Below are 12,489 nucleotides of genomic sequence, written 5' to 3' on the forward strand. Positions count from 1 at the left end.
GGTTCAATGACCGAGCGTGTCGATCGCAGCCGCGACAGCCTGTTGCGCATCGCCCAGGTGAAGGCGCGCACCGGCCTGTCAACGGCGACCATCTACCGCCGCGAAGCCGCCGGCACCTTCCCGCCCCGTCAGAAGCTGGGTGATCGAATGGTGGCTTGGTATGATTCCGACGTGACCGCCTTCGTGGCCGACCCGATGGGCTATCGGGCCTGACCCTTAAGCAGATCCATCGGATCGCCCATGTCCCGGGTGATCAGGTCCGCCCACACCTGCGCCAGCTCGCGCCGGCGGTCGGAGAACAAGGCGCGGTTGTAGGCGAACTCGGAGGAGGACATACCCTTGGGCCGGTGCGCAAGCATCAGGTCCACCACCAGCCGGTCGTGATCGCGCCCATGTTTCGCCGCCCACTCATTCATGATCGTCGAGAATGCTGCACGCCAGCCGTGCGGCACATGCTTCCCGCGGTAGCCAAGCTCCAGATAGAGCGAGCTGATCGCACTGTCCGTCATGGGCTCGCGCGTCGTGCGGGTGTTGGGGAAAAGGTACTGGCTGCGGCCGGTTAGCACGCGAAGTGCACGCACAGTGGCAACTGCCTGCGGCACGAGCGGCACGCGGTGGTCGAACGCCTCGTCCCCTTTCTCTTCCACCTCCAGCTTCATCCGCTCGGCGGGAATGTGCCACTCGGCGCCGGGAGCAGCGGCAGTGGGCTCTTCCCAGTCGATGCCCAGATACTCGGGCCAGACGCTGGTCCGCAGCACGCCCACGCGCACCACAGTGAGCGCGAGCAGGCGGTTCGCCAGCTTCGTCACCGGGTTCGACGTGGAGCGGTCCACTCGGTCGAGCAGCTTCCGCAGATCGTCCACCTTCGTCAGCGCCGGCTGCTTGGAGCCCTTCGGCGTCGGACGGAGGGCGTCCCCGACATCTGCGGCCGGGTTCGTCTTGATCAGGTGCTCGGCTTTCGCACGCTGGAACACTTCGGAGATGTAGCCCCGGACCCGCTTGGCGGTCTCGATCGCGCCGCGGCCTTCGATCTTGCGCAGCACCTGGAGGACGTCGGACGGCTCGATCTCGGCCACCGGGCGGTTTCCCAGCGCTTTGAAGACGTCCCGCTCCAGCGCGTTCATGACGACCATAGCGTGACGCGGCGACCAGCGCGGCTTCTCGGCTTCATGCCACGCCTCCGCGACAGCCCGGAACTTCGCGCCGGCCGCAGCGACGGCCGCCTGGCGTTCGCGCTCGGCCTCGGCCATCGGATCCTTACCCAGCCGCAGAACGGCGCGGGCCGCGTCACGACGATCTCGTGCCTCCTTCAGGCCGACCTCGGGGAACAGGCCGTAGCTCGCGAGCTTCTCCTTCCCGGCGAAGCGGTACTTGTGCCGCCACGCCTTCGTGCCGTTCGGACGAATCAGAAGGTAGAGCCCTTTCTCGTCCGGCAGCTTATAGTCCTTGGCTCCCGGCGCGGCGTTGCGCGCTTCAACGGCTGTTAGCGGCACGATACCCCCACTCGTTCGACGATACCCCCACTGCTACCCCCACGAGGGCCGCGCTTAGGCGTCGCCTAATGAGAACATATGAGAAACCGGCAGCGGGACTCACCCTCTCCTTCTAAGGAGAGGTGAGAACATATGGAAGCCGTGAAGATTAACGCTGGTGGGCCCGGCAGGACTCGAACCCGCAACCTAGCCGTTATGAGCGGCCAGCTCTAACCATTGAGCTACAGGCCCCCAGCCCGGCTGCGATAGCGGAGGCTGGGGCTTTCCTGCAAGCGGGCTATGCGGCCTGCAGTACCTCGTCGAGCGTGGCGGGGCGGACGCCCAGGCGATCGAGCAGGTCCAGGACGCCTTCCCACCATGCCCAGAAGCGCTGGAGATCGGCCGCGTCACGGACGTACGGGGTGTTCCCCGGCACCAGCGAGGGCGAGTGAAAGGCGAAGTTCAGGAGCCGCAGCCCCTCTCCCACCGAAACCCGGATTGCTTCCAACGCCTCCGATCGGAACACCCCTTCCGGCGTCAGCGGAACACGGTTCAAGAGACCCAGCTTCGCGGCGATTGCCGCGCCCTTGGGTAGCCGCGAGAGCCGCTTGTGGAGGGCGCCCCCCCGTCCGCGTGCGCGGCCGGTGAACACGGTCGTGAACGGCAGTTCGAGAAGCGTCTCGTGCGGGCCGGTGCGGAATGCCGCGTTGCCGATGTCGCTGTAGTTGGGGCCGCCCTCCCGGGAATAGTCGAACCTCGCGCGCATCGACGTGTCCACGCGATAGCCGCGGGCGGCAAGGAGACGGAGCGTATGCGGACCAAGGCCATATCGCCCGGCCCGATAGGCGCGCGGCAGTCGACCGAATGCCCGGCTGATCGCATGACCCAGCCGGTCGAGCTTGGCGGCTTCCACCGCTTCCGCAAGATTGCCGGCGAAGCTGTTGGAAACGCTAACCCTCTCCTCGAACGGCGGCGTCACCCAAGGATGCAACTGCGCACCGATCTCCGAGCGGCCATCGGCTAGCGGCTCTTGCAGAAACGCGACTGCCGCTGGATCGCGCGCGATCGGATAGTCCACCAGATAGACGACACCGATGCCGCGCTCGGCGAAGCGGCGGTGCGCCTCGGGGATCGCGGCCATCGCGCCGGTGGTGAAGCCCTCACGGCGGAACCCGGCAGACCAGTCGAACTCCTCTTCGGTGTCGACGAAAAGGGTGAAGCGGGTTCCGAAGGCGTCCGGCCACCGGACCAGCGCCTCCGGAGCGGGCGCCGGCGGATGGAAGACCATCGGCGCCTCCACGATCAGCCGCCGTGCGCCTGCCCCAGCGGGATGTTGTCCGCGGACGGCAGTCGCAGGATCAATTGACCGGGCTCGAACAGCAGCGCACCGCCAAGCTCCTTGGCCAGGTTGCGCACCAGCCGCATCGCGAACCCGGTGCCGAGCAGGGCAGCATCCTCGCCTTCGTCGTCGATCGCAAGCAGCGCGTCGCCGGGATAGGCGTCCAATGCAGCGGGTCGGGCGAAGGCGAGCACCGGCGCCTCGCCGGCGCCGGCAAGCGTCTCCACGCGGATCGTCTCCCCGGATCGTGCTGCCGAGACCAAGGTCGCCAGCAGCCGGGACAGCAGTCGCTCCACCGCGCGGCGGTCGCCGCGCACGACGGTGCCGATGCCCTCCACCGACAGGGAGGCGCCGCGCAGCTCCGCAAGCGGCGCCAGCTCTCCGGCGATTTCCGCAAGCAGCGGCGCAAGCGGCACCGTGCCGGGGCGCAGATCGAGCGCGTCCTCTTCGATCCGGGCGGCGAGATCGAGATCGTCGATGACGCCGAGGAGATCCCGCGCCTGCTGGCGGATCACGCCGGCTTGCCCGCGATAGACCGGGGGCACCGGGCCGAGCATCTGTGCCTCGATCATCTCGGCAAAGCTGGAGATCGCGCCTGCCGGGGTGCGCAGTTCGTGCACCAGCTGCCGGAGCGAGTCGGCGGTCGAAGGCGCGGGCGTAGGTGCCGGCTCCGCCCGTTCGTCCGAACGCGGGCGCCGTGCCGAGCCCCGGTAGCCGATGAACCGGCCCGATGCAGGATCGAAGCTCGGCACGCCGGAGATCCGCCAGTCGCCTGCCGCGTCGCTGCTGCCGCCAACCCGCAACCGCGCGTTGGAAAAGGCCGCGCGACGACGAAGGGCGCCGCCGGGCACGCCATCGATCTGCGCCAATCCGGTTTCGCCGGCGCGGGCGAGCGAAAGGCCGAGCAGCGGCCCCCGCTCGACCCCGTCGACGCGCGAGAGCACGCCGCGGCTGTCGGTTTCGAACCGGAAGCTGGTGACGATGCCCGGAGCCGCAGCCGGACGACGCGGCTTGCTGTCGGCCTGGCGCTGGTAGGCATTGATCCGCGCCACGACGTCGGCGATGCGGAACGGACCTTCCGGTACTGCCGCCGGGGCCTCGACCACGGGTTCCGAAACGGTGGCGATGGCAGCTTCAACCGGCTCCGCCATCCGCTGGGGCGCCAGTTCCGCCTCCGGAAGCTGCGCCGGCGCTTCGAGCGCGGCCGCCGGCTGCCCGGTGCTCGCATCCGCGGCGCTCTGGTCGGTCAACACCATGTCGGCGGGACCGAAGCTTGCCAGCGCCCGCGCCACTTCGGCAGGGAGGTCGCGGCGGTTGCGCAGCACCGAGCGGGTCGAAGGAGTAAGATCGGGAAGCAGCGCCACCCATTCCGCGGCGTCCAGGCGGGCGCTCGCGAGCACGGGAGCCGCTACGGTGAGCGTGTCTTCGGCGAGCAGCCGAACCAACGTTGCCGGCGGGTTCGCGAAGACGAGAGCACGTGCGCTCGCCGCCCGCACCGACTGCGGTACCGCGTCGCGGATGTCGGCCAGCAATGCGATCGCGCGCGGGTCGGCGGAGGCACGGCGTCGGCCGATCAGGTCGACGAGTTGTCGCCACGCGGACTGGCGCGCCTGCGGATGGCTGAGGTCCGTGGTGAGCACTGTTTGAAGAGTATCGTCGAACCGCACGCGCCACCTGATCCCCGGCGCCGTTCGCGCCTGCCGCCTCTCCTTACGCCGGGAAAAGCCGTTCGGGTACAGACATTTTGCGCCCGTAACATTGTGGGACAATTGCTTTGGCGTGTAATTATCTTATAGGGGGCGGACAGAATCCTTTTTCCTTGTATCAGATTCCCGGAGTTGCCCCTTCCATGGTTCTCGACCGTATCGACCGTCAAATCCTCTCGCTGCTTCAGGAGGACGGTCGGATGACCAATGTCGAACTCGCAGAACGTGTCGGCCTGACGGCTCCGCCCTGCCTGCGACGGGTTCGCGCATTGGAAGAGTCGGGCACGATCGGCGGCTATCACGCGGCGCTGAACCCGGCACAGCTGGGCTACACCATCACCGTGTTCGCGCTGGTGAGCCTGCGCAGCCAGGCGGAGAGCGACCTGGCGGCGTTCGAGGCGCATGTCGCCGGCATTCCCGAGGTGCGTGAATGCCACATGCTCAACGGCGAGATCGACTTCATCCTGAAGATCGTCGCGACCGACCTCAAGGCGTTCCAGGACATCCTTACCACGCGGCTGACGACCGCCCACAATGTCAGCAGCGTCAAGACCTCGCTGACGATCCGCACTTCCAAGCAGCTGCCGGGCATCCCGGTGCCAACGGAATAGGGCCGCGCGACACAGTCGCACGGCCCTTCTTCCATTCCGAAGACAGCGGGCGGCAGGGCAACCTGCCGCCCGTGTCCGTTCAGCCCGCCGTTTTGGGCGAGTCCAGCCACAGCGTCCAGAAGGCCGCGAGCTCGTTGCGCGGTGAGCCCGTCACCTTGGCGAAGGCCGCCTTGGCTTCCTCGCGGCGGCCGCTCTTGGCGAGTGCGATGCCGAGACGGGTGTTGACCTCGTCCTGATCGACGCCACCCTTCTGCAGGGCGAGCTGGAAGAACTCCGCCGCCTTGGCCGCATCGCCGTTGGCGAGGTATGCGTTGGCGGTGCCGGCGGCGAGCTTGCCGTTGGCAGCCGAGCGCGACTTGGCGTCGAGCGACGACAGCGAGCCCTCCGCACGGATGCCGGCCTGCGCCTCGGTCTTGAGCGCGTTGTACTGGGTGGCCGATGCGGGGATCTTGCCGGCGGCGCGGCCCTGGTCGATCACCGCCACGGTCTCATACGGCAGGCCCAGGTCCTGGGCGAGCTGCGCATATTCGCCGAACTCGGCCTGGTCGGTCAGCGCGCCCGTCTCCCGCATCAGGCGGAAGGTGTCGAGACGTGCCGAGCCACCGAGCGCACGGCCCTGGTCCGCACGGTCGCGGAACAGGATCAGCGCCTTGCGCCAATTGGTCGCGGTCGGATAATCCTTGAGCTGGCGGCGCATCCAGGCCGCGGTCTCCGCCGGCTTGTTCGCCTTGTACAGCTGCGAGATCGCCAGGTTGTACCAGTCGTTCGGCACGGGCTGGCCGGCTGCGACCTTCGCCTGGATCGCCTTGTCGAGTGCAGAGACGCCCTGATCGACGTTGCCGCCCTCGAGCTCCAGGCTCGCCATGCGCAGATCATATTCGGGGTCGTTGTAGCCCAGCTGCTTTGCGCGCTGGAAATACTGCCGCGCCCCGGCCTTGTCCTTGGCGTTCAGCGCCAGGATGCCGCGGTTGTAGTTCAGCGTCGCCTGCTGCTCGGCCGGCGTATTGGGGTTCGCGATCATCTGGTCGATCGCGGTCGCCAGAAGCGCATTGTCCTTCGACGCCTGGGCCACCTGCAGACGCAGGTTAGCTGCGTAAAACTTCTCGATATCGGAGGTCGCGGCTGCGTCCGCCTCGGCCAGGCGCGCCTTCGCGGTCGCGATATCGCCCGCCTTTGCCGCCGTCTCACCCGCGACCGCTGCGGCGCGGAACGCATCGTTGATCTGGACCTTGGGAGCCTCTTCCTTCTTCTTTTTCTGGGCCTCGGCAGGGGCCGCCGTCAGCGCTGCCGCTCCCAGAGCAAGAACCGCGGCAAGCGCCGACTTCGATACGAAACCCATTCGGAACTCTCCTGATGCTGTGCGCACACGCGTCGGACCGTCTGTAAGTTGCGCAGATACGCCAGACAAGTCGCAGCGGCCATCCGGACGGATGCCCTCGCCCCGGTGAACGCGAATTGAACGGAGCCGATCCCGAAGCGCGGGCGCCCGGGCGAAATTTTTGACCCGCCCGCGCTTGGCCGCTAGGCAGCCGCGCGATGATCGCCGTTGTTTCTCCCGCAAAATCGCTCGATTACGAAACCCCCGTTCCTGCCAGCAGCACGCCCAGTGTGCCCCGCCTGGCAAAGGAAGCGCACACGCTCGCCGAGGGCGCCGCGTCGCTTGGCGCCGAGAAGCTCGGCACCCTGATGCACATCTCGCCCAAGCTCGCGGAGCTGAATGCTGCCCGGTTCCGCGACTTCGCAGAGGCGCCCGAGCGCCCGGCGATCCATGCCTTCGCCGGGGATGTCTACACCGGCTTCGAGGTGGCGACGCTGGACGCGCCCGCGATCGACTTCGCGCAGGACCACCTGCGCATCCTGTCCGGCCTGTACGGCCTGTTGCGCCCGCTCGACGCCATGCGCCCCTACCGGCTCGAGACGGGCACGCGCTGGGCTCCCGGCTCGGCCAAGACGCTGTACGACTGGTGGCAGGGCCGCATCGCCGAGCTGCTCGCCGAGGACGTCGCCGCAGAGGGATCGGGCGTGGTCCTGAACCTCGCCAGCCAGGAATATTGGAAGGCGGTGGCGGGCAAGCTGCCGGAGTCGATCCGCGTGATCGACGTCGATTTCCGCGCGCCTGGCCCGGACGGCCCGCGGTTCCTGAGCTTCCACGCCAAGCGCGCGCGCGGCATGATGGCGCGCTGGATGTGCGAGCACCGGATCACGGAGGTGGAGGCGATGCGCGGCTTCGACAGCGATGGCTATCGATTCGATCCGCAGGAAAGCAGCGACACCCGCTGGCGGTTCACCCGCGCATGAGCGGCTCGGCCGTCGTCATCGGCGCCTCCGGGGCGATCGGCGGTGCGGTCGAGCGCGCGCTGATCGAGGAAGGCGTGCACGACCGTGTCTGGGGATTTGCCCGCTCCCGCACCGAGGCGGACCATCTCGACCTTCTCGACGAGGCGAGCATCGCGGCGGCGGCGGCGCGGGTTGCGGCCGGCCCCTCCCCTTCGCTGGTTCTGATCGCCACCGGCCTGCTGCACGAGGGCGATTGCGTGCCGGAGCGCGGCTTCAAGGAACTGGACGCCGAATGGCTGGCGCGCAGCTATGCGGTGAACGCGATCGGGCCGGCGTTGGTGCTCAAGCATTTCCTGCCGCTGCTCCCGAAGACCGGCGAGCCGGTGGTGGCGGCGCTCTCCGCGCGCGTCGGCTCGATCGGCGACAACAGCCTGGGCGGCTGGCACGGCTATCGCGCGGCCAAGGCGGCGCTAAACATGCTGATCCGCAACGCCGCGATCGAGGCGAAGCGGCAGAGCCCGCGCGCGATCGTGGTCGGCCTTCACCCGGGCACGGTGGACAGCGCGCTGTCGAAGCCGTTCCAGGGCAATGTCGCACCCGGCAGCCTGTTCGCACCCGATCGCGCCGCGATGCAGTTGCTCGACGTGATCGAGGAGCTGAAGCCGAAGGACAGCGGTAAGTTCTTCGCCTGGGACGGCGCCGAAATCCCGTTCTGACCCTGCCCTCGCGTACGCGCACGCGTGCGCGCGGCTTGGCATAGGAGCCTCTCCCCGCTAGTCAGGGCGCCGGATTTCAATCTTCCCGAAAGCAGGACGCCTTGACCGACGAGATTCGCCTCGCGGACCCTTCCGACATTTCCCCCGTCTCCATCGTCGACGAGATGCGGTCGAGCTACCTCGACTATGCGATGAGCGTGATCGTCTCGCGCGCGCTTCCCGACGTGCGCGACGGCCTGAAGCCGGTTCACCGGCGCATCCTGTTTTCGGCCAACGAGAGCGGCTTCCACTACAACCGCCCGTATCGCAAGTCGGCGCGCATCGTCGGTGACGTGATCGGTAAATACCACCCGCACGGCGACACGGCGATCTACGACGCCTTGGCGCGCATGACCCAGGACTGGTCGATGCGGGTGCCGCTGATCGACGGCCAGGGCAACTTCGGCTCGATGGATCCGGATCCGCCCGCAGCCATGCGCTACACCGAGGCGCGCCTGCATCGCGCCGCCGCTTTCCTGCTCGACGACCTCGACAAGGACACCGTCGATTTCGTCCCCAACTATGACGGGTCGGAGCGCGAGCCGTCGGTGTTGCCGGCGCGCTTCCCCAACCTGCTGGTCAATGGCGCGGGCGGCATCGCCGTCGGCATGGCGACCAACATCCCGCCGCACAACCTGGGCGAGGTGATCGACGCCTGCCTGCTCACCATCGACCGCGCGGTCGAGGGCGGCGAACCCGTGACGGTCGAGGAACTGTCCGAGATCGTGCCGGGCCCAGACTTCCCGACCGGCGCCCTGATGCTGGGCCGTGCCGGTGCGCGCGCCGCCTATGCCGGCGGCCGCGGCTCGATCATCCTGCGGTCGCGCTACACGACCGAAGCGCGAGGCGAGCGTCGCTCGATCGTGCTCACCGAGATCCCGTTCCAGGTCGGCAAGAGCGGCCTGGTCGAGAAGATCGCCGAAGCGGCCAAGGACAAGCGGATCGAGGGCGTCAGCGACATTCGCGACGAATCGAACCGCGAAGGCGTCCGCATCGTCATCGACCTGAAGCGCGACGCGACCCCCGACGTGGTGCTGAACCAGCTGTGGCGGCACACGCCCGCGCAGTCGAGCTTCGCCGCGAACATGCTGGCGATCCGCGGCGGCCGCCCGGAGCTACTGAACCTCAAGGACATCATCGACGCGTTCGTCTCCTTCCGCGAGGAGGTGATCACCCGCCGGTCGAAGTATGAGCTCGCCAAGGCGCGCGATCGTGCCCACCTGTTGCTGGGCCTGGTGATCGCCGTCACCAACCTGGACGAGGTGGTGCGCATCATCCGCGGTGCCGCCAACCCGGCCGCCGCCCGCGCGTCGCTGCTCGCCCGCGAGTGGCCGATCGCTGAGATCGCGCCCTACATTCGCCTGGTCGAGGCGGTGGAAGCCGAGGTCACCGGCGACACCTATCGCCTGTCGGATGCACAGGTCCGCGCGATCCTCGACCTGCGCCTCCACCGCCTGACCGCGCTCGGCCGCGACGAGATCGGCGACGAGCTTTCGAAGCTGGCGGACTCGATCGCCGAACTGCTGGAGATCCTGGGCAATCGCGCCAAGCTCTATGCCGTCATGCGCGGCGAGCTGGTGCAGGTCCGCGCCGAGTTCGCGACCCCGCGCCGGACCGAGATCGCCAATGCCGTCGATGGCATCGACGACGAGGATCTGATCGAGCGCGAGGACATGGTCGTCACCGTGACCATGCAGGGCTATATCAAGCGCACGCCGCTCGACACCTTCCGCGCGCAGAAGCGCGGCGGCAAGGGCCGTGCGGGCATGGCGACCAAGGACGAGGACGCCGTCACGTCGCTGTTCGTGACGTCCACCCATACGCCGGTGCTGTTCTTCTCGACCGCCGGCAAGGTGTACCGCATGAAGGTGTGGCGCCTGCCGGAGGGCGGCCCCGCCACCCGCGGCCGGCCGATGATCAACCTGCTGCCGCTGGCCGCGGGCGAGACCATCTCGACCGTGCTGCCGCTGCCGGAGGACGAGGCGAGCTGGTCCGACCTGCACGTCATGTTCGCGACCGCCAACGGCACCGTGCGCCGCAACTCGATGGACGCGTTCACCAACGTGCCCACCGCCGGCAAGATCGCGATGCGCTTCGACGAGGAGAGCGACGATCGCCTGATCGGCGTGGCGCTGCTCACCGAGACCGACGACGTGCTGCTCGCCACCAAGTGCGGCAAGGCGATCCGCTTCGCGGCCACCGACGTGCGCGAGTTCCAGAGCCGCACGTCCACGGGCGTGCGCGGCGTCAGCCTGGCCGAGGGCGACGAGGTGATCTCGCTGTCGATCCTGGGCGGCTTCCAGGCCACCACCGAGGAGCGCGACGCCTATCTGAAGGCGGCACCGTGGAAGGAAGGCGACCGCGAAGTCACCCTCTCTCCCGAACGCATGGCCGAGTTCGAGGCGGCGGAGCAGTTCATCCTGACCGTCACCGCGAACGGCTATGGCAAACGCACCTCCGCCTATGAGTATCGCCGCACCAACCGCGGCGGCCAGGGCATCACGAACATCGTCACCTCCGATCGCAACGGCCATGTTGTCGCCAGCTTCCCGGCGAGCTCGGGCGAGCAACTGATGCTGGTTACCGACCAGGCCAAGCTGATCCGCATGTCGGTGGGCGACACCCGCGTGACCGGCCGCGCCAGCCAGGGCGTGCGCCTGTTCCATGTCGCCGCCCAAGAGCATGTCGTCTCCGCCGCCCGCATCGACGAGGAGGAGGAGCCGGAGAACGAGGCCGAGGCGATCGTCGCCGAGGAACGTGCAACCGCAACCCCGCCTGCGGGTTCGACCGACGACGCGATCCAGCTTGATGACGGCACCGGTCCGGAGACCCTGCCCGAGCGGATCGAGGAAGAGGACAGCGGGAGCGACGAGGAATGAGCAAGCCCAACGCCGCGTTCAAGGTGCTGACGGCCGACCAGATGGCCGAACTGGAGGCCGGCAGCTTCGCCGGTGCCCCGATCGACCAGCAGGACGGCTATATCCACCTGTCGACGGCAGCCCAGCTGACCGAGACGGTGGACAAGCACTTCGCGGGTCAGGAAGGGCTGTGGGTCGCCGAAGTGGATCTGGAGGCGCTGGGCGACGCCATCCGCTGGGAGCCTTCCCGCGGTGGTCAGGACTTTCCGCATCTCTATGGGAAGCTGACCTTGGACACGATCGTCGCCTACTCCCCGCTCGAGCGGGAAGGCGACGGCAGCGTCCGGCTGCCGGTCACCGGCTGACAACGACTCCGGCGGTGATCCGCCGGAGCCTCACCGGCACGAATGGCTCGTAGCGTCGACCAGCCATTCGGCGCCCGTGGCGCAGCAGCGCCTTAGGCGGGCGGAGACTTGGAGGCGTCGGACTGCGCCAGCGGCTCGCCTGCCGACGGCAGCGGCACCGCCGGCGTGTTCTCCGCATCGCCGGGACCATAGACGCGGTCGAGATAATAGCCTGCAAGCAGATAGTGCGCCTTTACCACGGCGGGGTGCTCGGCATTCTGCGCCAGCTTCAGTTCTGCTTCGGCACGTTCGTAAAAATACGCGTTATTGTCGACTTCAGTCATGCTAGCCTCTCGAACGCATCTTGACGATGCGCCGATCCTGTCCTGGACGGAGCCGATCATGCCGGCTCCTGATCGTCATTTTATTTGAGTTTACTTAGGGCAAAACGACCTTGAAGGGAATGGCCAGCATCGCTGTCGATCGCGGCGCACGGGCGGATCGGCGACTGCCCCTCCCCTCGCAAGGCGAGGTCGGATCGGCCGGTTCATCCGGGAATGGCATGAGACTTCCCCCACAGCGCCGGAACGTTCCGCCGCCGGCTTGGTTCCGGACGTTACGGCACCAAATCGACGATGCGCGCGTCCGGGGCTTCCGCCTGGAGCAGCAGCGTTCGATGGCAGTGCCCGGGCTCGCGCTCGTAGCAGAGCAGCGCCGACGGCATCTCCGCGGCCAGCGCCAGCATCGCCGCGGCCTGCGCCTGCGCCTCCGGCAGCGCCAGTTGATGTGCGTACACGTCCCGGAGGGTTGCCACGTCTCCCTTCTTCGCCGCGTCCCGCCCGCGCTTGGGCGTACCGAGCGCCTTCAGGTGGCGGTACTCGATCCCGACCTCCGCGAGATGCGCAGCAAGCGACGATTTGGAGAAGCCCGGACGGCGCGACAGCGGAAGCGCGCGCACGTCGATCACCCGCCGGACGCCTGCGCGCTGCAGGGCGGCAAGGAAGTCCGCCATGGTCGTCGCTTCATAGCCGATGGTGTAGATCGTCTGCGGCGCATCCGGCATGGCATGTCCTTCGTTGCGGCTGTGCACCCGCTCCTGGATCGGCTAGGCAGCCTTCGATCGCGGC

12 protein-coding genes and 1 tRNA gene are annotated in these 12,489 nt (G+C 68.0%); 6 read left to right on the top strand and 7 right to left on the bottom strand.

The annotated features are described in order from the left end of the window. Positions 1–6: 6 nt before the first annotated feature. On the top strand, positions 7–213 hold the full coding sequence (locus MHZ35_RS12070) for a helix-turn-helix transcriptional regulator (RefSeq protein ID WP_239435886.1): 207 nt from the start codon (positions 7–9) through the stop codon (positions 211–213). On the opposite strand, the gene MHZ35_RS12075 is transcribed toward MHZ35_RS12070, so the two are convergent. The 4 genes from MHZ35_RS12075 to MHZ35_RS12090 all read right to left on the bottom strand — a co-directional run bounded on the left by MHZ35_RS12075 (position 201) and on the right by MHZ35_RS12090 (position 4,451). Then, entirely contained in the window at positions 201–1,493 is a 1,293-nt protein-coding gene (locus tag MHZ35_RS12075; RefSeq protein WP_239435887.1) for a tyrosine-type recombinase/integrase, read from the bottom strand. The genes MHZ35_RS12070 and MHZ35_RS12075 overlap by 13 nt on opposite strands. 155 nt (positions 1,494–1,648) lie before the next feature. Then, positions 1,649–1,724: transfer RNA gene (locus MHZ35_RS12080), tRNA-Ile, on the bottom strand. A 46-nt stretch (positions 1,725–1,770) separates the two neighbouring features. Then, the gene (locus MHZ35_RS12085) at positions 1,771–2,760 is read right to left on the bottom strand and encodes a polysaccharide deacetylase family protein (RefSeq protein ID WP_239435888.1); all 990 of its coding nucleotides are present in this window, start codon (positions 2,758–2,760) and stop codon (positions 1,771–1,773) included. Between the two features lie 14 nt (positions 2,761–2,774). After that, complete coding sequence (locus tag MHZ35_RS12090; protein ID WP_239435889.1) at positions 2,775–4,451, bottom strand: histidine kinase dimerization/phospho-acceptor domain-containing protein; 1,677 nt, start codon at positions 4,449–4,451, stop codon at positions 2,775–2,777. Between the two features lie 209 nt (positions 4,452–4,660). Here MHZ35_RS12090 and MHZ35_RS12095 point away from each other — a divergent pair, with 209 nt between their 5' ends. Beyond that, positions 4,661–5,128 (top strand): Lrp/AsnC family transcriptional regulator, encoded by a 468-nt coding sequence (locus MHZ35_RS12095; protein WP_125962310.1) that lies wholly within the window; start codon positions 4,661–4,663, stop codon positions 5,126–5,128. Positions 5,129–5,207: 79 nt separating this feature from the next. Here the strand turns inward: MHZ35_RS12095 and MHZ35_RS12100 are convergent, their stop codons facing one another. Beyond that, complete coding sequence (locus MHZ35_RS12100; RefSeq protein ID WP_125962309.1) at positions 5,208–6,467, bottom strand: hypothetical protein; 1,260 nt, start codon at positions 6,465–6,467, stop codon at positions 5,208–5,210. Positions 6,468–6,664: 197 nt separating this feature from the next. On the opposite strand from MHZ35_RS12100, the gene yaaA reads away from it, so the two are divergent. The 4 genes from yaaA to MHZ35_RS12120 all read left to right on the top strand — a co-directional run bounded on the left by yaaA (position 6,665) and on the right by MHZ35_RS12120 (position 11,383). Next, positions 6,665–7,426 (top strand): peroxide stress protein YaaA, encoded by a 762-nt coding sequence (yaaA, locus tag MHZ35_RS12105; RefSeq protein WP_239435890.1) that lies wholly within the window; start codon positions 6,665–6,667, stop codon positions 7,424–7,426. Then, entirely contained in the window at positions 7,423–8,121 is a 699-nt protein-coding gene (locus MHZ35_RS12110) for an SDR family NAD(P)-dependent oxidoreductase (RefSeq protein WP_239435891.1), read from the top strand. Before yaaA ends, MHZ35_RS12110 begins: the two co-directional genes overlap by 4 nt. 101 nt (positions 8,122–8,222) lie before the next feature. Continuing rightward, the gene (gene gyrA, locus MHZ35_RS12115) at positions 8,223–11,039 is read left to right on the top strand and encodes a DNA gyrase subunit A (RefSeq protein WP_239435892.1); all 2,817 of its coding nucleotides are present in this window, start codon (positions 8,223–8,225) and stop codon (positions 11,037–11,039) included. Further along, the gene (locus tag MHZ35_RS12120; RefSeq protein WP_132883527.1) at positions 11,036–11,383 is read left to right on the top strand and encodes a DUF952 domain-containing protein; all 348 of its coding nucleotides are present in this window, start codon (positions 11,036–11,038) and stop codon (positions 11,381–11,383) included. The genes gyrA and MHZ35_RS12120 overlap by 4 nt, the downstream gene beginning before the upstream one ends. A 92-nt stretch (positions 11,384–11,475) precedes the next feature. Here the strand turns inward: MHZ35_RS12120 and MHZ35_RS12125 are convergent, their stop codons facing one another. Next, positions 11,476–11,706, bottom strand: coding sequence for a hypothetical protein (locus MHZ35_RS12125; RefSeq protein WP_132883528.1), 231 nt, complete (start codon positions 11,704–11,706; stop codon positions 11,476–11,478). Between the two features lie 272 nt (positions 11,707–11,978). Then, on the bottom strand, positions 11,979–12,425 hold the full coding sequence (locus MHZ35_RS12130) for a DUF488 domain-containing protein (protein ID WP_239435893.1): 447 nt from the start codon (positions 12,423–12,425) through the stop codon (positions 11,979–11,981). Positions 12,426–12,489 lie beyond the last annotated feature (64 nt).

Source organism: Sphingomonas sp. ACRSK (assembly GCF_022346685.1).
In the GTDB taxonomy this organism is placed as follows: Bacteria; Pseudomonadota; Alphaproteobacteria; order Sphingomonadales; family Sphingomonadaceae; genus Sphingomonas; species Sphingomonas molluscorum.